The sequence below is a fragment of the Kitasatospora sp. NPDC022856 genome (assembly GCF_055561235.1).
On record NZ_JBVHHE010000009.1, the window covers coordinates 224,069 to 246,740 of the forward strand.

Annotated in this window: 18 protein-coding genes; 14 read left to right on the forward strand and 4 right to left on the reverse strand. The window is 74.8% G+C overall.

The window, feature by feature from the left end; all coding sequences use genetic code 11:
* Positions 1–28: 28 nt before the first annotated feature.
* Positions 29–679 carry a sigma-70 family RNA polymerase sigma factor gene (locus tag ACZ34W_RS14070; RefSeq protein ID WP_465603843.1) on the reverse strand — a complete coding sequence of 217 codons (651 nt, stop codon included), beginning with the start codon at positions 677–679 and terminating at the stop codon, positions 29–31.
* A gap of 77 nt (positions 680–756) precedes the next feature.
* On the opposite strand from ACZ34W_RS14070, the gene ACZ34W_RS14075 reads away from it, so the two are divergent.
* Complete coding sequence (locus ACZ34W_RS14075; protein ID WP_465603845.1) at positions 757–1,584, forward strand: alpha/beta fold hydrolase; 828 nt, start codon at positions 757–759, stop codon at positions 1,582–1,584.
* Between the two features lie 169 nt (positions 1,585–1,753).
* On the opposite strand, the gene ACZ34W_RS14080 is transcribed toward ACZ34W_RS14075, so the two are convergent.
* Positions 1,754–2,986 (reverse strand): serine hydrolase domain-containing protein, encoded by a 1,233-nt coding sequence (locus tag ACZ34W_RS14080; RefSeq protein WP_465603847.1) that lies wholly within the window; start codon positions 2,984–2,986, stop codon positions 1,754–1,756.
* A gap of 445 nt (positions 2,987–3,431) precedes the next feature.
* Entirely contained in the window at positions 3,432–4,622 is a 1,191-nt protein-coding gene (locus ACZ34W_RS14085; protein ID WP_465603849.1) for a serine hydrolase domain-containing protein, read from the reverse strand.
* A 229-nt stretch (positions 4,623–4,851) separates the two neighbouring features.
* On the opposite strand from ACZ34W_RS14085, the gene ACZ34W_RS14090 reads away from it, so the two are divergent.
* The 5 genes from ACZ34W_RS14090 (at position 4,852) to ACZ34W_RS14110 (ending at position 8,778) form a co-directional block, all read left to right on the forward strand.
* The gene (locus tag ACZ34W_RS14090) at positions 4,852–5,232 is read left to right on the forward strand and encodes a winged helix-turn-helix transcriptional regulator (protein WP_329486727.1); all 381 of its coding nucleotides are present in this window, start codon (positions 4,852–4,854) and stop codon (positions 5,230–5,232) included.
* A 220-nt stretch (positions 5,233–5,452) separates the two neighbouring features.
* A complete protein-coding gene (locus ACZ34W_RS14095; protein WP_352290815.1) occupies positions 5,453–6,439 on the forward strand; it encodes an aldo/keto reductase in 987 nt (328 codons plus the stop codon).
* A 202-nt stretch (positions 6,440–6,641) separates the two neighbouring features.
* Positions 6,642–7,244 (forward strand): TetR/AcrR family transcriptional regulator, encoded by a 603-nt coding sequence (locus ACZ34W_RS14100; protein WP_329486725.1) that lies wholly within the window; start codon positions 6,642–6,644, stop codon positions 7,242–7,244.
* A gap of 131 nt (positions 7,245–7,375) precedes the next feature.
* Positions 7,376–7,939 carry a DUF4188 domain-containing protein gene (locus ACZ34W_RS14105; protein ID WP_465603852.1) on the forward strand — a complete coding sequence of 188 codons (564 nt, stop codon included), beginning with the start codon at positions 7,376–7,378 and terminating at the stop codon, positions 7,937–7,939.
* A 104-nt stretch (positions 7,940–8,043) separates the two neighbouring features.
* Positions 8,044–8,778, forward strand: coding sequence for a C39 family peptidase (locus ACZ34W_RS14110; protein ID WP_465603854.1), 735 nt, complete (start codon positions 8,044–8,046; stop codon positions 8,776–8,778).
* Between the two features lie 114 nt (positions 8,779–8,892).
* Here the strand turns inward: ACZ34W_RS14110 and ACZ34W_RS14115 are convergent, their stop codons facing one another.
* Positions 8,893–9,750, reverse strand: a complete 858-nt coding sequence (locus ACZ34W_RS14115; protein ID WP_329486721.1) for an SCO6745 family protein — start codon at positions 9,748–9,750, stop codon at positions 8,893–8,895.
* A 369-nt stretch (positions 9,751–10,119) separates the two neighbouring features.
* On the opposite strand from ACZ34W_RS14115, the gene rpe reads away from it, so the two are divergent.
* The 8 genes from rpe to ACZ34W_RS14155 all read left to right on the forward strand — a co-directional run bounded on the left by rpe (position 10,120) and on the right by ACZ34W_RS14155 (position 22,661).
* On the forward strand, positions 10,120–10,803 hold the full coding sequence (rpe, locus tag ACZ34W_RS14120) for a ribulose-phosphate 3-epimerase (RefSeq protein WP_329486720.1): 684 nt from the start codon (positions 10,120–10,122) through the stop codon (positions 10,801–10,803).
* Between the two features lie 121 nt (positions 10,804–10,924).
* Positions 10,925–12,055 carry an alpha/beta hydrolase gene (locus tag ACZ34W_RS14125; protein ID WP_329486719.1) on the forward strand — a complete coding sequence of 377 codons (1,131 nt, stop codon included), beginning with the start codon at positions 10,925–10,927 and terminating at the stop codon, positions 12,053–12,055.
* Between the two features lie 162 nt (positions 12,056–12,217).
* Complete coding sequence (locus tag ACZ34W_RS14130; RefSeq protein WP_465603857.1) at positions 12,218–13,177, forward strand: pirin family protein; 960 nt, start codon at positions 12,218–12,220, stop codon at positions 13,175–13,177.
* Between the two features lie 429 nt (positions 13,178–13,606).
* Positions 13,607–14,707, forward strand: a complete 1,101-nt coding sequence (locus ACZ34W_RS14135) for a PP2C family protein-serine/threonine phosphatase (RefSeq protein ID WP_465603859.1) — start codon at positions 13,607–13,609, stop codon at positions 14,705–14,707.
* Between the two features lie 434 nt (positions 14,708–15,141).
* On the forward strand, positions 15,142–16,509 hold the full coding sequence (locus ACZ34W_RS14140; protein WP_465603861.1) for an MFS transporter: 1,368 nt from the start codon (positions 15,142–15,144) through the stop codon (positions 16,507–16,509).
* Positions 16,510–16,560: 51 nt separating this feature from the next.
* Positions 16,561–17,847, forward strand: a complete 1,287-nt coding sequence (locus ACZ34W_RS14145; RefSeq protein ID WP_465603863.1) for a non-ribosomal peptide synthetase — start codon at positions 16,561–16,563, stop codon at positions 17,845–17,847.
* 513 nt (positions 17,848–18,360) lie between these two features.
* Entirely contained in the window at positions 18,361–21,471 is a 3,111-nt protein-coding gene (locus ACZ34W_RS14150) for a non-ribosomal peptide synthetase (RefSeq protein ID WP_465603865.1), read from the forward strand.
* 14 nt (positions 21,472–21,485) lie between these two features.
* A complete protein-coding gene (locus ACZ34W_RS14155; protein ID WP_359836532.1) occupies positions 21,486–22,661 on the forward strand; it encodes an acyl-CoA dehydrogenase family protein in 1,176 nt (391 codons plus the stop codon).
* The last annotated feature ends 11 nt before the right edge of the window (positions 22,662–22,672 follow it).

Here is a 22,672-nt window from a genome sequence, read left to right on the forward strand (position 1 = left end):
TGGTGCTTTCCGCAGGGGATTCGGTGGGTCAATTCTGCGCGGAAGTCCCGGCTTCGCCGCCCCGCAGCCGGTCGCGCTGCACCCGGTGGGCCAGGGCGCGGCGCACCGAGGCGGAGGCCATGACGGCCTTCGGTGGACCGGCCGGGGGTGCGGTACGCGCGGCGGGGACGTCCAGGGCCCGGCTGATCGCGTCGTAGGCCGCGCGGTGGCTGCCGGGCAGCCGCTCCCGGTGCACCCGCAGGTCCTCTTCGAGCAGCCGGCGCAGCTCGTCGACGCCCTGGGGGGTGAAGCGCTTGCGGCCCCGGGCGAGTGCGGTGACGTGCCGGGTGCAGTGGGCGCGGTCGTCGAGGGTCTCGGAGACCTCCTCGGCGAGGCCCCAGAGGCGCCCTTCGAGCCAGGGTGTGTCGTGCTGGTCGAGCGAGACGTCCAGCGGGGGGTGCGGCTCGCCGTTCCCGTGCCTGGCCACCTGCTTGGAGACGGCCGGCTGGCTCATCTCGGTGAGCCGGGCGATCCTGCTCTGGCTCCAGCCGAGGCCGACGAGCACCTGGATCATCTCGGTGCGCAGGGTCCGCATCTCCTCACCGGCCCGGATGACCTCGTTCATGCCGGCGATGATCCGCTCGGCCTGGTCCTCGGTCAGGGCCTCGTACGTCGGGTGGGTGTCGCGGTCGCCTGCCATGACTCGGTTATACACCTGCGGCGGCGGTGCCCATAACCGGGTTGTATAACCTGGTTATGAGTGCCATGATCCCTGCCATGCCCACCTACTCCGCACCCGACGGCACCCGACTCGCCTACCGCGTCCACGGGGCCGGCGACCCGCTGCTCTGCATCCCCGGCGGTCCGGCGGACTCCCGCTACCTCGGCGACCTCGGCGGCCTGTCCGCGCACCGGCGGTTGATCGTCCCGGACCTGCGCGGCACCGGCCGGTCCGCCCTCCCGGAGGATCCCGCCTCCTACCGCTGCGACCGCCTGGTCGACGACGTCGAGGCCCTGCGCCGCCACCTCGGACTCGACCGGGTGGACGTGCTCGGCCACTCCGCCGGCGCGAACATCGCCACGCAGTACGCGGCCCGTCACCCGGCGAACGTCCGCAGGCTGGTGCTGGTCGGCCCCGGGACGCGGGCCGTCGGCATCGAGATCGACGGGGGGACCCGGCGCGAGGTGGCGCGGCTGCGCAGCGGCGAGCCGTGGTTCCCGGCGGCGTACGCCGCGCTGGAGGCGATCACCGAGGGGACCGGCACCGACTGGGCGGCCGTCGACCCGTTCTTCCACGGGCGGTGGGACGCGGCGGCGCGCCAGGTCCAGGAGGCCGGGCGGCCCGGCAACCCGGAGGCCGTCGCGCGGTTCGCGGCCGACGGCGCCTTCACCCCCGGGGCGACCAGGGCGGCGCTCGCCGCCCTCCCCTCGCCGGCGCTGCTGCTGACCGGGGAGTTCGACCTGAACAGCCCGCCGCGCCCGGTCGCGGAGTTCGCCGCACTGTTCCCCGACGCCGAGCCGGTCGTCCAGCCCGGGGCGGGCCACTACCCGTGGCTGGACGACGCCGACCGGTTCGTGGCGACGGTGGTCGGCTTCCTGGGGTGACGGGCCGGCGGGTTGTCCGGGCCGGGCTTTTCCCGGGGTGGCGTGGGCCGGCTTCCTGGGATGACGGGCCGGCGGGTTGTCCGGGCCGGCTTTTCCCGGGGTGGCGTGGGCCGGCTTCCCGGGGTGACGGGCCGGCGGGTTGTCCGGGCCGGGTGCGGGCCGGTGCGGGTCAGCGGCAGAGGGCCGTGCGCACCACGTCGTCGACGCGGGACCGGGACGGCTGGTCGGTCAGCTGGACGGTCACCGCCACGTTGGCGGCCCGGCCGTCGGTGGTGACGCCGCCCCGGGTCTCGAACCCGGGAAAGCTGCCGCCGTGACCCCAGTAGACGCCGGGGCCGCACGGCAGCGGCATGCTCACCAGGCCCAGTCCGTAACCGGCGCCGGGGCCGAAGGTCCCCTCGGCGGGAACGGTGTCCTGCATCTGGCGGAGCTGCTCGGGCAGGAGGAGGCGGCCGGGGGTCAGCAGCGCGCTGTAGAAGCGGTTGAGGTCGGAGTTGGTGGAGACCAGCTGGCCCGCCGCCCAGCCCCAGGAGGGGTCCATGTCCGTGATGTCGACCAGGGCGCCCGCCTCGTCCCGGTAGTAGCCGTGGGGGTGGGCCTCCCGGATGGTCGCGTCACCGGGGGCGGGGAAGTAGGTGTGGCGCAGACCGAGCGGCTTGATGATGCGCCGATCGATCTCCGTGGCGAGCGACCGGTGGGTGACGCTCTCGACGATCAGGCCGGCCAGCACGTAGTTGGTGTTGCTGTACGCCCAGCCCTTCCCCGGGTCGAAGTCGGCCGGGTGCCGCAGCGCGATGCCGACGAGCTCGCGGGGGTCGTAGTAGCGGACGTCGTCGTCGAGGTACTTGCTGTAGTTGGGGAGTCCGCTGGTGTGCTGGAGGAGCTGGCGGACGGTGATGCCGTTCCCGTCGATGCCCGCCCCGGCACCCTCGCCGCGGACCAGGCCCGGCAGGTAGTCCTCGACCTTGGCGCCGAGGTCGATCCTGTGCTGGCCGACCAGCTGCAGCACGACCGCCGCCGTGAAGGCCTTGGTGTTGCTGCCGATCCGGACCTGTCCGTCGTCGGGCACCTTCGCGCCGGTCGTCACGTCGCCCACCCCCGCGGTGTAGGTGCGGGTGCGGCCGTACCGGTCGGTGACGCTCGCCAGTGCACCGGGAGTGCCGTCCGACTGCAGCAGCGCGGTCAGCCCCTGCTGGACGGCGTCCGGCCGGGACGTCCCGGAGGCCGCGGACGTCCCGGAGGCCGCGGACGTCCCGGAGGCCGCGGAGGCCGCGGGCGCCGCGAGGAGCCCCATCGTCATGGCGCCCCCGGCGACGGCGGCCGCGGCCCGCAGGGCCCTGCGCCGGCCACCGCCCTGCTGCCGGTCGGAAGAACGGAACCTCTGCGATGCCTGCTCGCGCACGGGGCAACTCCTGGGTGATCGTCGGGAATCCAGCGGTACGTGCTGGTCCCAGCATGTCCAGGGGCGACCGTCCGGGACGATCCTGCTGTCCGCCCAGGTGAGGGTGGGGCTAACCCCCCGTCATACCGGCCCGATCGGGCAGCGGTGGAGAGGGGGCGGAGGCCAGGTGCGGGGTGGCGGCGTCAGTCGGGCGTGCCGGGCATGGCGGGCTTACCGGGAGTGTCGGGGACGGCGAGGGCATCGGGGACGGTTCGGGTGTCGGGCGTTCCGGGGGTGGCGGCGGCGGTTCCGGTGGGGCTCGGTCTTCTGCACATGAGGGGCTCTCCACGGTTCGACGGCGTGTGCCCGGGACTCTAGTCATGGACGCGTCAGGCCGAAAGGGGGCGTACGGGCGCGCAGCCGCGCGGGCCCCGTGCGCCGGGGCCCGCGCGCAAAGGTGAGGTGGTCAGTCGCCGAGGCTGTCGCGGACGGCCTCGACCAGGCGATCGGCCCGCGCGTCGCCGTGGCCGACCATGCGGTTCGCCGTGTAGGCGAAGCCGATGCCGAACTCGTCGTCACCGAAGGCGAACTGGCCGCCGGCGCCGTCGTTGCCGAAGCTGCGGGCGCCGAGCATCGGCCGGAACGACGGCGAGGGGAGCAGGACCCCCGAGCCCCAGCGGGCGCCCAGGTCGAAGCCCAGGAAACCGGCGCCGGAGGAGAGTTCACGGACGGCGTCGGTGACGGTCGCCGGGGAGAGCAGTCGCTCGCTCCGCCCGCCCGTGGTGCGCTCGACGCCGGTGACGGCGGCCGCGTACAGGCCGGCCAGACCGGTCGCGGAGGCGACGGCGCCCGCCCCCGGCAGCTCGACGGCGTGCAGCGCCGGGTCGTTCCACCCGCGCGGCTCGTCCAGGCCGGGGAAGACGAGCGCGCCGTTCATCGTCACGATCCGGGTCAGCAGGTGCTCCGGGCCGGGCAGCGGGCGGCGGCCCTCGGCCTCCACCAGCCGCGCCAGGCGGCCGAGTTCGGACGGCGGAAGGCCGAGCCAGGCGGACAGCCCGAGCGGCTCGCCGATGGTCCGGCGGAAGAAGGCGCCCGGGGTGAGGCCGGTGATCCGCCGGACGACCTCGCCGAGCAGGAAGCCGAAGACGTGGCCGTGGTACTCGAAGGTCGTACCCGGCTCCCAGAGCGGCTGCTGCTCCTCGATGGCGCGGACGACGGGCGCCCAGGCGGCGATCTCCTCGAAGGAGAGCGCGGCGTCCAGGGCCGGGAGCCCGGCCCGGTGGCCCAGGACCATCCGGCAGGTGATCGCGTCCTTGTCGTACCGGCCCGTGCGCTTCGGATCGGCGTCCGGGCCCGCGAACTCGGGCCAGTAGCGGCTCACCGGGGCGTCGAGGTCGAGCAGGCCCTGCTGCGCGAGGAGGTGGACCGAGATCGCCACGAGGCCCTTGGCACAGGAGAAGACCGGGACGACGGTGCCGGCCTCCCACGGCCGGCCGGTGCGCTCGTCCGCGACGCCGCCCCACAGCTCGACGACCTTGCGGCCGCCGGCGAACACCGTGACGGCGGAGCCGAGTTCGGGGAAGTCGGCGTAGTTGCGCGCGAAGGCGTCGGCGACCGCCCCGAACCCTTCGTCGGCCCACCCCTGGTGCTGCTGCATCGGTCCGTCCCTCCGTGTGCGACCGCACCCGGCGGCCAAGATCATCGACCGGCCCACGGTACGGCGCGGGGCGGCCCGGCCACGAACGATTTACGGGGGGAGCGGGGGTCGGGCGGGCCTGCCCCGCCCCGGTCCCGCGCCCCTCCTTGGTCACTTGTGGTTACTCAGGAACCGTAGGAGAGTGATCACTGACATGGAAGAACGCACTTTCCAGTGACGGGGGAACCTCATGGTGACCAAGCAGTTCGGTGACTCGCCCGAGGAGGCGGACCTCCGGCGGGCGGACTCCCTGGCACGGGAGATCTTCTCGGACGTCGCCAACAAGTGGGCACTCCTGATCATCGAGGCCGTGGGTGAACGCACCCTGCGGTTCAGTGAGTTGCGTGCCGAGGTGGAGGGCGTCAGCCACAAGATGCTGACCCAGAACCTGCGCATGCTGGAGCGCAACGGCCTGGTGGAGCGGCGGGTGTTCCCCGTGGTGCCGCCGCGGGTCGAGTACACCCTCACCGAGCCGGGCCTCGGCCTGCGCGACACCGTCCACCGGATGTGCGACTGGACCCGCCGCAACCTCGACCACATCGAGACCGCACGCAGCCGCTTCGACGCCTGAGGTGTTGCGTCCGGCCTGTGTTGTCCGGCCTGTGTCGTCCGGACTGTGCTGTCCGGACTGTCCCGGCCGGTGCGGTGTTCGACCGGCGCCGGGCGCCGACCCGCCGGGCGCCGGACCCGCCTGACCCGCCGGGCGCCTGACCCGCCGGACCCGCCGGACCTGCTATCCGGTCGTGGGAATGTGCTGGACAGCGGGGCCGGTGCGGCAGATGGTGGGCACCATGGAGTTCACCCATCTCGGCCGTACCGGCCTGACCGTCTCCCGACTCTGCCTGGGCACCATGAACTTCGGCCCGCACACCACGGAGTCCGACGCCCACCAGATCATGGACACCGCCCACGAGCGGGGCATCAACTTCTTCGACACCGCCAACTCCTACGGCCGCGACGAGGAGGGCAACCAGAAGGGCCGCACCGAGGAGATCATCGGCAGATGGTTCGCCCAGGGCGGCGGCCGCCGCGAGCGGACGGTGCTCGCCACCAAGGCGTACGCGCCGATGGGCGACTGGCCGAACGAGGGCCGGCTCTCCGCGCTCGCCATCCGCCGCGCCGTCGAGGCCAGCCTGCGCCGCCTGAACACCGACCACATCGACCTGTACCAGATGCACCACATCGACCGGGACACGCCCTGGGAGGAGATCTGGCAGGCGATGGAGGTCCTGGTCGCCCAGGGCAAGATCATCTACGTCGGGTCCAGCAACTTCGCCGGCTGGCACATCGCCCAGGCCCAGGAGGCGGCCCGCTCCCGGCACTTCCTCGGCCTGGTCAGCGAGCAGTCCCTCTACAACCTGATCGACCGCACGATCGAGCTGGAGGTCGTCCCCGCCCTCCAGCACTACGGCCTCGGCCTGCTGCCGTGGTCCCCGCTGCGCAGTGGTCTGCTCGGCGGCGTGCTGCGCAAGCTGCGCGAGGGCGCCGCCGTCCGCGGCGCGATGGGCCACGCGAGCGAGGTCCTGGAGGCCAACCGCGAGCGCATCCAGGCCTATGAGGACTTCGCCGCCGAACTCGGCGCCGACCCGGCCGACCTCGCCCTCGCCTGGCTGCTCAGCCGCCCCGTGGTCACCGCGCCGATCATCGGGCCGCGCACCGCCGCCCACCTCGACGCGGCCGTCGCCGCGCTGGACCTCAAGCTCGACCAGAAGACCCTCGACCGCCTGGACGAGATCTTCCCCGGCCACCGCCCCGCCCCGGAGGACTACGCCTGGTAGGACGGGCCGGCCTCTGGCGCGGTGTCACTCGTCCCGTCCCTCCCGTCCCTCTCGTCTTTCTCATCCCGCTCGTCGCGCCCTTCGCGCCGTGCCCCGGTCCCGGGCGCGGCGCGAAGGGCTTCGGCGCGGCGCGCACGCGTGGGCCGCGGGCCTTCGGCGTACCCGCCGGTCACCCCGGTGGGCTGTGGTAACACTGGCTGACATGACGGAAAGGCCTGCCGAGCGCAGTAGTTACCACCACGGGTCCCTCCCCGCGGCGCTGGTCGCGGCGGCGCTCGCGCTGCTGGACGAGGAGGGGCAGGCGAAGGTCACCATGCGGGAGGTGGCACGGCGGGCGGGCGTGTCCCCGGGCGCGCCGTTCCGGCACTTCCCCGACCGGCAGGCGCTGCTGACCGAGCTGGCGGACCAGGTGCTGGCCGACTTCGAACGGTGGCAACTGGCCGAGATCCAGCGGAGCGAGGGCCCCGCGATGAAGGCGATGGGGCTGGGGTTCGTCCGCTACACCATCCATCACCCGCACCGGTTCGAGCTGGTCCGCTCCCGGGTGTTCACCGCCGCCCGGCAGCCGGAGCTGCGGGAGCGGCTCGCCGGGATCGACGAGGCGCTCACCGGCTTCATCGTCGCGGACCAGGAGGCGGGCCGGCTGCGCCCCGGGGACCCGGCCCTGGTGGGCCTGGCCGGGCAGGCGCTGGTCTACGGGCTCGCGCAGATGATCGTGGACGGGTACCTGCCGCCGGAGAAGGCGGAGGGGCTGGCGGTGCAGGTGCTGGACACCTTCGGCCAGGGGATCGCCGGCCGGAGCTGACCGAGTGTCAGTTCTGATCATCAACCACCCTTCCAAGTAGCGGATTTGAGGGCACGCGGAGCCTTGACCGGACTCCCGCTCGCTGATGTAATCGCCGCTTACATAGGTGGAGCAGAGAGCTGGGGGCACACATGTTCGCCAAACCGACTCCGGGATACACCACCGCGGCCGTCACCGGGGACACCGTGGTGCTGCTGATCGGGATGCGCATCAACCGCTTCTGGGCCGTCCACCACTGGATGCCGGTGATGGCGGCGATGTTCCGGATGCTCCACGACCTGGCCAAGGAGCCGGAGCGCGGCCTGCGCGGCCGCATCCTCCTGACCGCCTCGCCGCGGACGTACTACATCGTCCAGTACTGGGAGTCCAAGGAGAAGCTGTACGCCTACGCGTCCGCGCCGGACGCCTTCCACCACAAGGTGTGGGGGATGGTGAACCGCAAGATACGCGCCGGGAAGGTCCGCGGGCACGTGGGGCTCTGGCACGAGACGTACATGGTGCCGGAGGGGTCGTACGAGGCGATCTACTTCGACATGCCGCCGTTCGGGCTGGCCGGGGCGCACGGGTCGCTTCCGTTGGAGAGCCGGGGGCGCCGGGCGTCGGACCGGCTCGCCTACCGCTCGGCGGCGGGGAGCCAGAAGGCGCCGGGGGAGACATCCGGGGGCGGGACGGCGTCCGGGTCGGCGCCGCAGTAGGAGACCGGGCGACCCCCGGGGGTTCGGCGGGTCGCCCGGGCCCCGGCCTGAGCGAGTGTGTGTCGCGGGCCCGTGGCGGACGGGCGGCGTGAGAGCGTCGGGGGATGGTGGAGAGCGGTGGCCGGGTGGCCGTGGTGCACGAGGTGCCGTACTACGCGCAGTGGGAATCCCCGGAGCTGGTGCAGGAGATCATCGACGGATCGGTGGGCGCGGCGGACGACCCGCGCTGGGGGCAGTCGGGGGCGCGGACGCCGGAGGACTACGCGTACTGGTCCTGGCGGCTCTGCGGAGTGGCGTGCCTGCGGATGGCGCTCGACCGCTGGTGGGGTGTGGCGCCGCCGCAGGTCCCGCTGGCCGCGGAGTGCCTGGCGGCCGGTGCGTACGAGCAGGACGGCGAGCGGCTGCACGGGCTGATCCACACGCCGTTCGCCGCGTATGTCCGGGAGCGCTGGGGACTGGCCGCGCAGGCGCGGGAGCTGACGGCCGACGAGGTGGCGGCGGAGGTGACCGCCGGGCGCCTGGTGATGCTGTCCGTGCACCCCGCGATCCGTGAACCCGAGGGACCCGAGCCGCACCGGCGCGGCGGGCACCTGGTGCTGGCGGTGGGCGTCACCGGCACGGCGCTGGTGATCCACAACCCGTCCGGGTTCGCGGGGGAGTCGCAGGCCTACGCGCACGTGCCCTGGCGGCTGTTCGACCGGTTCTACGCGGGGCGCGGGATCGTGCTCGGCCCGCCGGCGCACGGCCGGTCGGCCGAGGCGGGAGAGCGGGAGGCGGTGGAGACGGCGGACGCGGCGGACGCGGCGGGGGCTCCGGGGGCGGCGAACGCGGGGAGTTGAGCGGCGGCCGGATCGGGCGGCTGGGGGGAACCGGCCATCGGCCCGGCCGTCCGGCACCGGCGGTCGAAGTGGCCGGTGCCGGGCGTCCGGTGTCGACGGATCAGGTCCTCGGTGTCACGCCGTGGTGGCCGGCAGGCCGATCGGGTTGATCGGGGGCAGCGCACTGCGACAGAGCGCCGAGATCGGCGTGAGCGCGGCGGCGAGCCGGTCGAGTTCGGTGCGCGGATGGCTCTCCCACACCCGGGCGGCGGCCAGGTCGGTGGCGGCCTCCAGGGACTGGTGACGGATCCGGCCGCACTCGGTGATCGTGCCGCGCTCCGTCAGCCAACCGCGTTCCACCAGACGGGCGGTGGCGGCCGCCCACTCCTCGTCGGTCCAGCCGCGCATCGGCTGCAGCACCTCGCGGCGGACGTCCAGCGCGCAGCGCACCACCAGCGCCTCGCAACCGTCCAGCCCGGCGGAGACCAGCGCCGCGACATGGCCGTCGCCGCGGTGCTCGCGCATGACGGTGGCGGCCTGCCAGAGCCGTCCGTACAGGCCGGCCGGGCGGGGGACGGCGGCGTTGGCAGCGGCCAGCACCCGGCCCGCGCAGTCCAGCCGGTCGACGGCCCGCTCCAGCAGGTCGGCCACCCGTTCGACCTGTTCCGGCTCCACGTGCTCCAGCAGCCGGGCGAGCGCCGCCGAGGCGCCCGCGACCCGGGCCGCCAGGGCGCTGTCCGGATCCGCCCGCTTCCAGACGTCCGGCAGGGCGCGTTCCACCATCGAGGGCGCGAAGTTGAAGAACGCGGCGACCACCGGCGGTGCGTCGACCGCGCCCAGCGGCGCCGCCCGCCCGGCGAAGTAGCCGCGCCAGCCGCCGCGCAGTCCGGCCTCCTCGAACGCCGCGCGGCCCTCGGGGGAGAAGTAGGTGACGGCGTGCACCGGCTCGAAGAGCCACCACAGGGCCCGGGCGGGATGGACCAGATCGGCCAACGGAGGACCTTCCTCGGAGTGAGCACGAAGAGTGCGTGAGGGGTGGGAGCGGGTGGTTCCGCGACTGCGTGAGGGAGCTGGGAGAGGGGTGGTTCCGCGGAGCGGGCAGGGGTCCGCGGGGGGAGTTCCGTGCGGGCTCCGCGGAGGGTGTGTGGCGGAAGAGGGGCGGGAACGAGGGCGGCCGGAGGTGCGAACGACGGGTTTCACAGGGCTGATGACCACGGCGGCGCTCGCGTTAACCCCCGAGCGGGTGTGATGCGGGTCACGGGGAGGGTTCGCCGTTCAGTTCCCGCCCGCTCCCCGCGAGATGATGGGGCGAGGTGGCCGTTTCGGGCGCCGGGAACCCTCGTAGGAAGCGAAGCATCGGAAATGGCGCAGATCAACCCCAGCATCCTGTCCGCGGACTTCGCCAGGCTCGCCGACGAGGCCGAGGCCGTCAGGGGTTCGGACTGGCTGCACGTCGACGTGATGGACAACCACTTCGTGCCCAACCTGACCCTGGGCGTCCCGGTGGTCGAGGCCCTCGCCCGGGCCACCGGCACGCCGCTCGACTGCCACCTGATGATCGAGGAGCCGGACCGCTGGGCCCCGCAGTACGTCGAGGCCGGCGCCGGCTCCGTCACCTTCCACGTCGAGGCCGCGGCCGCGCCCGTCCGGCTCGCCCGGGAGATCCGGGCCAAGGGCGCCCGCGCGTCCATGGCGCTGCGGCCCGCCACGCCGATCGAGCCGTACGAGGACCTGCTGCCCGAGCTGGACATGCTGCTGATCATGACGGTCGAGCCGGGCTTCGGCGGCCAGGCGTTCCTGGACATCATGCTGCCGAAGATCCGCCGCACCCGGCAGCTGATCGACAAGCACGGCCTGGAGCTGTGGCTGCAGGTGGACGGCGGGGTCTCCGCGAGCACCATCGAGCGCTGCGCCGAGGCCGGCGCGGACGTCTTCGTGGCCGGCTCGGCGGTGTACGGCGCGGAGGACCCGGCCGAGGCCGTCGCCAAGCTGCGCGCGCTCGCGGACGCGGCGACCGCGGACTCCTGGTGGGCCTGCAAGCACTGAGTCGTCGGGGACACCGCCCCCGGGCCGCGGTGACGAGTTGTTGATCAGCTGTGACGGACACGGTGCGGCCCGCGGGCCGGGCCCGACGTACAGTGCCGGCTGACTGTCGGAGGGGAGAACCGTGGACCTGGACCAGCAGGGGAGTGGACACGCCGGAGCGGTGGGTGTCGGGGTGGCGGGCGGCGTTCCGGTGCCGCCGCCCCCCGTCGCCCCGCCGCCGCCCGTGATGGCGCCGCCGCCCGCCGTGCCGCCCGTGATCGGCGTGACCGGCCGCGCCCGCACGGGTTCGTTCGGCCCGGGGGCGTTCGGCCCCGGCACGCTCGGGCGGCGCCGGCTGCTCAGGGCGGGCCTCGGCCTCGGCGGCCTCGCCGTCGTCGGCACCGGTACCGCGGTGGCCCTGTCCGGCGGTTCGGACGGCTCGGGCAGCCGGTCCGGCGGCTCCGGTGGCCCGGGCGTGCCCTCCGCCGCCGGTACGACCCCCGCCACGGCGCCCACCGGTACGGCGGCACCGTCCGGCGCCACGGCCGTCGTCCCCTCGCTCCGCAGCGAGGAGCAGCACTCGGCGGCCCGGAACGGCGCCGCGGTGAAGATGATCACGATCGTCCCGGAGGGCATCGCCCGCCCGGCCGACCTGCCGGTCTGCGTCGCCCTGCACGGGCGCGGCGCCACCGCCCAGGCGTGGACCGACCTCGGACTGCCGCAGATCCTGGTCGCCGCCATCGCGGCCGGCGTCCCCCCGTTCGCGGTGGTCGCCGTCGACGGCGGCGACGCCACCTACTGGCGGCGCACGCCGTCCGGCGACGACCCGCAGAAGATGCTGCTGGAGGAGCTGCCGGGCTGGCTCGCCAAGCAGGGGCTGCGCGCGCCCGACGCGGCGATGGGCATATCCATGGGCGGCTTCGGCTCGCTCCGCTACGCCCGCAACCGGGGCGCCGGCTTCGGCCCGGTCGCGGTGCTCAGTCCGGCGCTGTTCCGCAGCTGGGGCGACGCCAAGGCGGTGGGCGTCTTCAAGGACGAGGCCGACTGGCGCGAGAACGAGCCGCTGCTCCACCAGGACCAGCCGCACGGCCGCCCGATCGGCGTCTGGTGCGGCACCGAGGACCCGTTCTGCGACGCGGCCCGCAAACTGGCCGGCGACACCGTCCAGGCCCGCTTCACCCCCGGGGTCCACGACGCGGCGTACTGGCGCAAGGTCCTGCCGGACGCGGTCGCCTTCCTCGGCCGCGCGCTGGCGGGCCGCGGCGCCGGCTGACGGGGCGGGGCGGGTGGCCGGCTGATCGGCTCACCGGGTGGCCGGCCGTCCGGAGTGGGTGGAGCGCCGTCCCCGCATGGTGGATGATCACTGTCGACGCCCCTCCGGCCCGGACCGCACGGCCCCGGCCGGCCCCGACCCGTACGGTGGTGGATCCGCGACATGAGCAACCTCGACCAGAAGCCCGCTCCGACCCCCTGCGGCGGCGAGTCCGGCGCCGGACCGGTCCGCGAACTGCTGACCGGACGCCAGGTCCCGCTGGGCGAGAGCACCGTCGTGCGCCGCCTGCTGCCCAACCTCGGCCGCCGGATGGTCGGCGCCTGGTGCTTCGTCGACCACTACGGCCCGGACGACATCGCCGACGAGCCCGGCATGCAGGTCCCGCCGCACCCGCACATGGGCCTGCAGACGGTCAGCTGGCTCCACCAGGGCGAGGTCCTGCACCGCGACAGCCTCGGCAGCCTGCAGACCGTCCGCCCCTACGAGCTGGGCCTGATGACCTCCGGCCGTGCGATCTCCCACTCCGAGGAGTCCCCGCGCGCGCACGCCCGCTTCCTGGAAGGCGCCCAGCTCTGGGTCGCCCTCCCGGACGCCCACCGGCACACCGCCCCCGCCTTCGAGCACCACGCCGACCTGCCCGTCGTCACCGCCCCCGGCCTGCGCGGCACCGTCATCCTGGGCAGCCTCGACACCGCGACCTCCCCCGGCACCGCCTACACCCCCCTGGTCGGCGCCGACCTCGCCCTGACCGAGGGCGCCGACCTCAAGCTCCCCCTGGAGCCCGGCTTCGAGTACGCCGTGCTCGCCATGTCCGGCAGCGTCGACGTCGACGGCGTCCGCGTCGAACCGGGCTCCATGCTCTACCTCGGCACCGACCGCCGCGAACTCCCCCTCCTGGCCCGCACCGACGCCGCCGTCCTCCTCCTCGGCGGAGAGCCGTTCGAGGAGAAGCTGGTCATGTGGTGGAACTTCATCGGCCGATCCGGTGAGGAGATCCTCCAGGCCCGCGAGGACTGGATGACCACCACCCGCTTCGGCGAGGTCCACGGCTACGACGGCGCCCGGCTCCGCGCCCCGGAACTCCCCGCGCTGCCCCTCAAGCCACGCGGACGGGTGCGCTGACCCGCTGCCACGGGTACCGCCGGAGGCATCGGTTCGCCGCTCCGACGACCACCGGGTCAGTGCCTGCGGTCGGGCAGGGTGGCGCGCACGCGGAAGCCGCCGTCGGTGGTGGGGCCGCTGGTCAGGGTGCCGCCGAGGTTCTCGGCGCGTTCGTGCAGGCCGATGAGTCCGTGGTGGGCTGGGCAGTTGGAGGCCGGGTCGGGTGGGTGAGGACCAGCGGCAGGTAGGAGAGCGGGGAGGGCGGTGGGGTGACGTCCGCCGGCGGGGTGCGCCGCCCGCCGGCCGGGTGGGGCGTCGGCGCTTCACGAGGGGTCCGTCCTTCGGCGCTCACCGCCCGGCGACGTCATCCGTCGTGCGAGTTTCGACGGCACGTGGCTACGATCGGAGGGAGCCCTTCCGGATGGTGGTGAGACGGAAGCCAGGTCGCCGATGCCCCCGAGGTCCGTGCAGTGGCCGCCGTATGTGCGGGTCGCGCCGTGGTTGCTGATCGTCGGCGGGCTGGTGTGGAATTCGCTGGATCCGGCCGACTACTGGGGTGACCCGTTGCTGGCCGCCGCCGCCGTGTTGTCCGGGGCGCTGCTGACCTTGCGGGACACCTGTGCGGTCGGACTGGCCAATGTGGCCGGGATCCTGGTGCTGTCCACCCAGGACGGGTCGATCGGTACCGCCGACGGGTTCCTGGAGCTGGCCAACACGGCCTTCGCCGCCCTGCTCGGGGTCGGGGTGAACCGTGTGGTGGCCCGGCACGGGCGGCGGCTGGCGCGGGTGCGGTCGGTGGCGGAGGCGGCGCAGCAGGCGGTGCTGCCGGAGCCGCCGGGGCGGGTGGGGGAGCTGTCGGTCGCGGCCTCCTACCACGCGGCCCAGGACGAGGCGCTGATCGGCGGGGACGCCTACGCGCTGCAGACCACCCGCTTCGGCGTCCGGGTGCTGATCGCGGACGTGCGGGGCAAGGGGCTGCAGGCGGTGGGGGCGGTCTCGGTGCTGCTGGGGGCCTTCCGGGAGGCCTCGCACCGGGTGGCGGACCTGGCGGCGCTCGCGGACGCGCTGGAGGACTCGCTGCTCCGGGAGGCCGACCAGATGAGCGAGGAGCTGCGGATGGAGGGGTTCATCACGGCGCTGCTGGTGGAGCTCCCGCTGGGGGAGGGGGTGGTGCGCACGCTCGACTGCGGGCACCCCGGCCCGTACCTGCTGAGCGCCGACGCCCGTCTCGCGCCGCCCGTGCTGCGGTTGGACGCGGCCGACCCGGGGCTGCCGCTGGGGATGGGCGGCCTGGGGGTCGCGCGGCCCGCGCCGGAGAGCCGGCCGTTCCCGCCCGGGTGCACGCTGCTGCTGGTGACCGACGGGGTGACCGAGGCCCGGGACGCGGCGGGGGAGTTCTACGACCCGGTGCTCGGGCTGGCCGGGCTGGGGCCGGTCGCCGGGCCGGGCGAGGTGCTGGACGCGCTGGTGGCCGATGTCGAGCGGTGGACCGGCGGTCCGCGGGACGACGACATGGCGGTGCTGGCGATCACCCGTCGGTCGGAGGACTGAGGGCGCGGCAGCTCGGGTGGACGGGTCGACATGCGGACGGGTGGACATGCGGACGGGTGGACATACGGACGGGCGGACGGGTCGATGGTTCGACGCGGCCACCGTCGGTCACGCCCATATCACGGTGGGGTGACGTCCTCGCGGTACTCCACGGAATCCGGCCAAGTTGAGCGGAGGCGTCCGATGGCCGGAAAGTAGGGGTCCGAATATCGGACGGAGAAATGGACGGCCGACCGTCGACGGGCCCCGGGCGCTCCTCGGCCCGTGCCGCCTAGGCCGACCGGCCGCGGGGGCCCCGCGCCCGGGCCATAAGGGCGCGTAAGAGGCCTGCAAGGGGTGGTCGGGGGAGTGGCGGGATCCGGCCGACCGGCGGTTCGTCCGGAAACGGACCCGGTGGTTGCCCGGTGTCGAAGGGGTGACGGAAAGTCGAACCAATGAACGAGAAGCCTCACCCCCGTCGGGCCCGTCTGTTCGGCCACCGCGACTTCCGGCTCCTGCTGACCGGCGCCGCGGCGGCCCAGACGGGCAGTCAGGTCACGCTGGTCGCGCTGCCCTTGGTGGCGGTGGTGGTGCTGGACGCCACCCCGTTCGAGGTCGGCCTGCTGACCGCCGCCGAGACCGCCGCCTTCCTGCTGGTCGGACTGCCGGCCGGAGCCTGGCTGGACCGGATGCGCAAGCTTCCGGTGCTGATCCGCGCCGACCTCGTGCGCTGCCTGGCGGTCGGGACGATCCCGCCGGCGGCGGCGCTCGGGGTGCTGACCATGCCGCAGCTCTACCTGGTTGCGCTGGTCACGGGGGTGGCGACGGTGTTCTTCGACGTCGCCCACCAGTCCTTCCTGCCCGCCGTCCTGCCGCGCGAGCAACTGGTCGACGGGAACGGGGCGTTGGAGACGGTCCGGTCCTCGGCGCAGATCGCCGGACCGGGCCTCGGCGGCGGACTGGTCCAACTGCTCGGCGCGCCGCTCGCCATCGTGGCCGACGCCTTCGGCTACCTGGTCTCCGCACTGCTGCTCGCCCGGATCCGGGTCGAGGAGCCGCTCGCGGAGCCGGAGCCCGGGCGCTCGCTGCGCGCCGAGGTGGGGGAGGGCGTCCGGTTCGTGCTCGGGCACCCGCTGCTGCGGGCGATCGCGGCCGCCACCGCGGTGTCCAACCTGTTCGCGGCCATGCTGATGGCCGTGCAGACCGTCTTCTGGGTGCGGGTGCTCGACCTGGCACCGGGGGCCATCGGCGTGCTGCTGTCGGTCTCCGCCGTCGGCGGGCTGGCGGGCGCGCTGTGCGCCGGCCGGCTGGCGCGGTGGGTCGGACAAGCCCGGCTGATCTGGCTGTCCACGCTGGTGACGGCGCCGTTCGCGGTGCTGTGGCCGCTGTCCGACGGCGGCCTGGGCGTGGTGCTGTTCGGCCTCGCCTCCGGGGTGGTGCTGTTCGGGGCGGTCGCCTACAACGTCGCCCAGGTCAGCTTCAGGCAGAGCGTCTGCCCGCCGGAGCTGCTCGGCCGGATGAACGCCACCATGCGCTTCCTGGTGTGGGGCACGCTGCCGATCGGCGCGCTGGGCGGCGGCATCGTCGCCGACTCGGCCGGGCCGCGGGCCGCGCTCTGGCTCTGCGCGGTCGGGTTCCTGCTCGTGCCGGTGCCGCTGCTGCTGTCGCCGCTGCGGCGGATGCGCGAGCTGCCGGGCGGCCCGGACGGTACCGGGTCGACCGCCGCCGGCGGGGACGCCACCGAGACCACACCCGATCGCGCCGCCGGGGGCAGCCCCGATCGCGCCGCCGAGGAGCCCGCCGTGAGCACCAGCACCCACTGACCGACCCCAGACCTCCTGCCGAGCCGCGACCGGAAAACGGAGACCGTTCCCGTGCACGCCAGCATCACCTCCGCCTACCTCGCCCGGTACCGCAGCGCTGCCGCGGACTCCCCGACTGACCTGCTCCCACTGACCGGAGCCCAGCGACGGTTCCTGATCACCCGTCGACTCGCACCGCACGACCGCTCCGACGTCGTCCCGCTGTTCTTCGCCTACCCGCGGGGCACCCTCGACGTGGAGCGGCTGGCCCGCGCCGCGGCCGCGGTCGCCGCCCACCACCCGGCCCTGTCCGGCGGCTTCGCGACCGTGCGCGGCACACCCGTCCTGCGGGTCGGCGGCCCCTCGGCCGAGGCCGCCCGGATCACCGTCGCCCCCGGCGAGACGGCCCGCGCGGCGCTGCGCCGGGCCCTGCTGGACCGCCCCGCCGACGGCCCCGCGCTGCGCCTGCTGGTGGCCCGGGACCCGGACGGCGAGGAGGAGCTGCTCGCCCTCGCGCTCGACCACGCGGCCTGCGACGAGCAGTCGCTCGGGGTGCTCACCGCCGAGCTGAGCGAGGCCTACGAGGGCGGTGACGCCCCGGCGGCGGGCCCCGGCCCGCAGGCGCTGGCCGACTACCGCCAGGCCGTCGAACTCCAACTGGCCGCCGAGGACGCCGCCGGCGGGACCGCCGCCCAGGCCCACTGGGGCCGTCGGCTCGGCGCCCTGACCGGGGCTGGCGGCGGCGCGGCCACGTCCACCGGGATGCTCACCGAGCGGCTGCCCGCCGCCGAGGGCGCCGCCCGCGGCGCGGTCTTCCCGGCCCTGCTGGACGCCGTCGGGGCCGCCGCGCACCGGCTGCACCCCGTGGACGGGCCGCTCGCGCTCGGCTACCCGTGGGGCGGCCGCCCGCCCGGCGCGCCCGCCGCGCTCGGCTGCTTCCTCAACACCCTGGTGCACCCGGCCGGTCCGACCCCCACCGACGACCTGGACGCCCTCGCCGACGCCTGGTGGGACGACCTCGACCACGCCGGCACCCCGTTCGACGAGGTGGTGCGCGCCGCACGGACCGCGGGGGCGGCCTGGTCGGGAGCGCTGGACGCCATGCTCACCCTGGAGGACCTGCACCGCCGCCCGCCGCTGGTGCTCGGCGGCACGCCTGGCCGGGAGACCCACCTGGCCGGACGACCGCTCGCCGCCCCGCTCGCCGTCTCCGCCTCGCACGGCGACGACCTGCTGGTCCGGCTCGCCTGGGACAGCGACCGCTTCGCCGAGACCGACGCCCACGCCGCCTTCGCCGACCTGCTCGCCGTCCTGCGGCAGCACCTCTACGCCCGGCCACGCCCGGGCGCGCTCGCCTGATCCGTCTCCGGGGTCCGGCGTCTGACGTTCCGGCGGACACCGGCGCCTGACCTGCCGCCGGTATCCGGCGGCCGACCTGGCGCGGGACTCCCACAGCCGGGCCGCCGGGTCCGAACGCGCCCGCCCCGGCCGGGGCTCGCGCCGCACCGCTCCCGTGCCGCACCGCTCCCGCGCCCCACCGCTCCCGTGCCGCACCGCTCCCGCGCCCCACCGCGAGGGCCCGACCTCCCACGGCCCGACCTCGCACGGCCCGACAGCCCGTTGCCGGCCCCCACGGCCCGACCTCCCGCGCCCTCCCGCGCGGGCCTGAGCTCCCCCACCGGATCCGCCTCGCCGGATCCACCGCGCCTGGACGCGCGGGCCCTGACGGGCCCGACCGTGCAGGTGCCCCGACCCGGGACCGCACCGTCACCTCGGTGCGCCCCGGTCGCCAGCCGGACCGGGACCACCCCACGCCCGCCGCCGGCGCCACCACCGACGTGCCGACAAGCCCACCACACAAGGGAACCGCCCATGTTCGCGCTCTCTCCGTCGCAAGAGATCGTCTGGCTGCACGAACAGATGCTGCCGGGCAGCCGCGCCTACAACTTCACCGCCGTCCTCGACCTGTACGGCACCCTCGACCGGGACGCGCTGCACGCGGGCCTGACCGCCGTCCTGGACCACCACCCGGGCCTGCGCCTGGAGTTGGTGCCCCGGCCCGAGGGCCTGCCCGGCCAGCGGGTCGCCGAGGGGTGTCGACCGGAGCTGCGCCACAGCGACTTCACCGCCGAGGACGACCCGGACGCCGCCTTCCGGCGACTGCTCGCCGCCGAGGCCGAGGAGCCGGTGGACACCGAGCGGGCGCCGGTGCTGCGCTGGCACCTGGTCCGGATCGCCGAGCAGCACCACCGGCTGATCCACGTCGAGCACCACCTCGTCCACGACGGCCACTCCTTCGCGATCCTGCTGCGCGACCTGTTCACCGTCTACCGCGCCCAGGTCCTCGGCGAGCCCTACGAGCTGCCCGCCGCCCCCTCGTACGAGGAGCACGCGCGGACCGCCGCCGACGTGTCCCGCGAGCGCGCACTCGACTTCTGGACCAAGGAGCTGGCCGACGCGCCGCGCGAGGTCACGCTGCCCGGGCTGGCCCGGCCGGGCGCCGAGCGCCGCCACCGGGGCGGCCAGCTGCGCCAGTCGATCGGCGCCGACCTGGCCGAGCGGCTGCGCGAGCGCAGCAAGGCGGACGGCCACACCCCGTTCAGCACCATGCTCGCCCTGCTCGCCGAGCTGCTGCGCCGGCACAGCGGGCACCGCGAGCTCGTGGTCGGCACCGCCGTCGGCAACCGCCCGGAGGGCTTCGAGGGCACCGTCGGCATGTTCGTGAACACCGTGCCGCTGCGCCTGCGGCCCGATCCCGCCGCGCCCGGCACCGAGGCGGTGGACGAGGTGACCGACGTCCTGATGCGCGCGCTGCCGTACCAGGACCTGCCGGTGCAGGAGCTGACCCGCCGCCTGGGCCTGCACACCAGCGGCGCCGACAACCCGCTGTGGAACGTGATGTTCAGCGCGCACGACGCGGCGCTGCCGGACGTCCAGGCTCCCGGGCTGGAGGTCTCGCTGTACGAGGGCTTCAACACCGGCACCACCCGCTTCGACCTCGACCTGGTGCTGCTGCCCGACGACCGCCGGGTGGTCGGCGAGAAGCACGGCGTCGCCGGCATGACCCTGGTCTGGGACTACGACGCGGACCTGTTCCGCGAGTCCGAGGCCGTGCTGCTGTCCGAGCGGCTGCTGGAGCTGCTGCGCTGCTACCTCGACCGCCCGCTGGCGCCGATCGCCGAGCTGGCCCCGGCGCCCGCGGCAGAGCCGCCCGCCACCGTGCCCGCGGACGCCCCGGCCGTGCCCGACCAGGCACTGCTCGACCCGGCCGCCGCCCACGATCCGAGCGCGCTCGCCCTGCTGGCCGGCAGCGAGCGGATCAGCTACGGCGAACTCGACCGCCGCGTCGCCGCGCTGGTCGAGCGGCTGCGCGCCGCCGGCGTCGCCCCCGGTCAGCCGGTGGCCACCGTCCTGCCGCGCGGCGCGGACAGCGTGGTCGCCCTGCTCGCCTGCCTGCGTCACGGCGCCGTCTACGCGCCGCTGTCCACCGAGGACCCGGCCGCCCGGCTCGGCCTGCTGCTGGAGCGGCTGAGCCCGGCCCTCGTCCTGGCCACCCGGCAGAGCGCCCTCGCGCTGCCCGCCGAGGGCGTCACCCCGGCGCTCCTGGACGGCCCGGCGTTCCCGAAGGCCGAGCCCGCCGAGGTCCTGGACGGCGCCGCCTACCTGATCCACACCTCCGGCTCCACCGGTGTGCCCAAGCCCGTCCGGGTCGGCCGTGCGGCGCTCGCCGGCTACGTCGCCGCGATCGCCGCGCGCTACGAACTCACCTCCGCCGACCGGGTGCTGCTGTTCGCCCGGCCGTCCTTCGACGTGGCGCTGGAGGAGGTGCTGCCCGCGCTCGCCGTGGGCGCCGCCCTGGTCGTGCCGCAGCGCGAGGTGCCCACCGGGCCCGAGCTGGTGGCCGTCCTCGCCGCCCGCGGCGTCACCGTCGCCAACCTGCCGACCAGCTACCTGCTCGCCGTCCGCGAGGACCTGTGCGAGGCGCTGCGCGACGACCGCTGGTCGCCCCGGCTGCTCGTGCTCGGCGGCGAGCGGCTGCCCGCCCGGGCGCTCGCGGACCTGATCGAGCACACCACCGTGCTGAACGGCTACGGCGTCACCGAGGCCACCGTCACCTCCACCGTGTACCAGGTGACCGCCGCCGATGTCGCCGAGGATGCCGAGGTCCCGCTCGGCACCGAGCTGGACGGCGTCCGGATGTACGTCCTGGACGACACCCTGCGCCCGCTGCCGGCCGGCTGCGTCGGCGAACTCGTCGTCGCTGGGCCGATGCTGGCCGACGGCTACCTCGGCCTGCCGGAGGCGACCGCCGCCCGCTTCGTCAGCGTCCCCGCGCTCGACGGCGCCCGCGTCTACCGCACCGGCGACCGCGGCTACCGCGACCTGGACGGCCGGCTGTGCTTCCTCGGCCGCGCCGACAACCAGGTCAAGCTCCGCGGCCACCGCATCGAGCTGGAGGAGATCGAGGCCGCCGCCTCCGCCGAACTCGGCGGCCGTTCCTGCGCGGTGGTGCTGCACACCGACCCGCAGACCGGTCCCCGGCTGCTCGGATTCCTGGAGGGCACCGACCGCCCCGACCAGGCCGGCCTGCACGAGGCGCTCGCCCGCCGGCTGCCCGGCGGACTCGTCCCGGCGAGCTGGACCGCCGTCGCGGCGATGCCGACCCTGCCCGGCGGCAAGCCCGACCGCGCCGCCCTCGCCCGGCTGGCGGACGAGGCCGAGGAGGCCGCCGACGCGGAGACCGTGCCGAGCGCCTTCGCCGACCCCGCCCAGGAGTTGATCGCCGCCGCCTGGCGCGAGGTGCTCGGCCACGACCGCTTCTCCGCGGACTCGCACTTCTTCGAGGTCGGCGGCCACTCGCTGCTCGCCGCGCAGCTCGCCGCCCACCTGGAGCCGCACCTCGGCAGCCGCCCGCCGCTGCGCACCCTGTTCCGCCACGCCGTGCTGGCCGACCAGGCCCGCGCCCTCATCGGCCAGAAGTGAAAGGCGGCACCGAAATGACCGCGCCCTCCGCCGTCCTGGAAGACGGCCACCGCGAACTCGTCGAGGCCTTCGAGAGCTTCGTCCGACGCGAACTCGTCCCGCTGGCAGCCGAGTTGCCCGAGACTGCCGACCAGGTGCCGGGCGACCTGCGCAGCTACGTCCGCAAGCGCTCCGCCGCGCTCGGCTTCTACGCCGGCGACTACCCGGAGGAGCTCGGCGGCTCCGGCATGCCGTTCACCGCCGTCGTCCTGCTGCACCACGCCGCCGGGCGCAGCGGCTGCGTCCTGGCCCCGTACGCGCTGGCCGGCTCGGACGGTCCCAGCCCGCTGCTGCGCCACGGCACCCCCGAGCAGATCGAGCGCCACCTGATCCCGCTGGTGCGCGGCGAGCAGACCCGCTGCCTCGCCCTCACCGAGCCGCACGCCGGTTCCGACGCCTTCCGGCTCACCACCACCGCGCGGCGCGACGGCGACCGGTGGGTGCTGAACGGGCGCAAGACCTTCGTCAGCAACGCCGAGCACGCCGGGATCGCGCTGGTCGTGGCCGCCACCGATCTCGGCGACGGCGCCGGTCCCACGACCGGGTCCACCGCCTTCGTGCTGCCGATGGACCAGCCCGGGCTGCGGATCGGCCAGCGCTATGAGGGCATGTCCGGCGAGCCGCTGTTCGAGCTGCTCCTCGACGGGGTCACCGTCGGCCCGGAGGCCGTGATCGGCGGCGAGGAGGGGGTCGGCGCCGCCACCGCCCTCGCCATGGACAGCCTCTCGCGCGGCCGCCTGGTGGTCGCCGCGATGTGCAACGGCATCGCGGAGTACGCGCTGCGCATCGGCGTCGAGTACGCCAGGGACCGGCGTGCCTTCGGCCGGGTGATCGGCGAGTACCAGCACGTCCAGGAGCACCTGGTGTCGACCCGGGCCGAGGTCGAGTCCTCCAAGCTGCTCACCCTCGCCTGCGCCCGGCTGGTCGACGAGGGCACCGAGTCGCCCGAGAACGCCGCGCTCGCCAAGCTCACCGCCTCCGAGACCGCGGTGCGGGCGGTCGACCGCTCGCTCCAGGTGCACGGCGCCACCGGATGGGTGCGGGGCCACCCGCTGGAGTTCCTGTACCGCTACGTGCGGATGACCACGATCATCGAGGGCACCTCCGAGGTGCAGAAGGTCATCATCGCCCGCTCCATGGGCCTGAACTGACGGTCCGTCAA

Excerpts from the sequence above, each read along its gene's own strand:
- ACZ34W_RS14130 (WP_465603857.1), top strand. The coding sequence starts at position 12,218 with ATGAGCAACCTCGACCAGAAGCCCGCTCCGACCCCCTGCGGCGGCGAG.
- rpe (WP_329486720.1), top strand. The coding sequence starts at position 10,120 with ATGGCGCAGATCAACCCCAGCATCCTGTCCGCGGACTTCGCCAGGCTC.
- ACZ34W_RS14090 (WP_329486727.1), top strand. The coding sequence starts at position 4,852 with ATGGTGACCAAGCAGTTCGGTGACTCGCCCGAGGAGGCGGACCTCCGG.
- ACZ34W_RS14155 (WP_359836532.1), top strand. The coding sequence starts at position 21,486 with ATGACCGCGCCCTCCGCCGTCCTGGAAGACGGCCACCGCGAACTCGTC.
- ACZ34W_RS14070 (WP_465603843.1), bottom strand. The coding sequence starts at position 679 with ATGGCAGGCGACCGCGACACCCACCCGACGTACGAGGCCCTGACCGAG.
- ACZ34W_RS14085 (WP_465603849.1), bottom strand. The coding sequence starts at position 4,622 with ATGCAGCAGCACCAGGGGTGGGCCGACGAAGGGTTCGGGGCGGTCGCC.
- ACZ34W_RS14075 (WP_465603845.1), top strand. The coding sequence starts at position 757 with ATGCCCACCTACTCCGCACCCGACGGCACCCGACTCGCCTACCGCGTC.
- ACZ34W_RS14110 (WP_465603854.1), top strand. The coding sequence starts at position 8,044 with ATGGTGGAGAGCGGTGGCCGGGTGGCCGTGGTGCACGAGGTGCCGTAC.
- ACZ34W_RS14105 (WP_465603852.1), top strand. The coding sequence starts at position 7,376 with ATGTTCGCCAAACCGACTCCGGGATACACCACCGCGGCCGTCACCGGG.
- ACZ34W_RS14135 (WP_465603859.1), top strand. The coding sequence starts at position 13,607 with ATGCCCCCGAGGTCCGTGCAGTGGCCGCCGTATGTGCGGGTCGCGCCG.
- ACZ34W_RS14140 (WP_465603861.1), top strand. The coding sequence starts at position 15,142 with ATGAACGAGAAGCCTCACCCCCGTCGGGCCCGTCTGTTCGGCCACCGC.
- ACZ34W_RS14150 (WP_465603865.1), top strand. The coding sequence starts at position 18,361 with ATGTTCGCGCTCTCTCCGTCGCAAGAGATCGTCTGGCTGCACGAACAG.
- ACZ34W_RS14100 (WP_329486725.1), top strand. The coding sequence starts at position 6,642 with ATGACGGAAAGGCCTGCCGAGCGCAGTAGTTACCACCACGGGTCCCTC.
- ACZ34W_RS14095 (WP_352290815.1), top strand. The coding sequence starts at position 5,453 with ATGGAGTTCACCCATCTCGGCCGTACCGGCCTGACCGTCTCCCGACTC.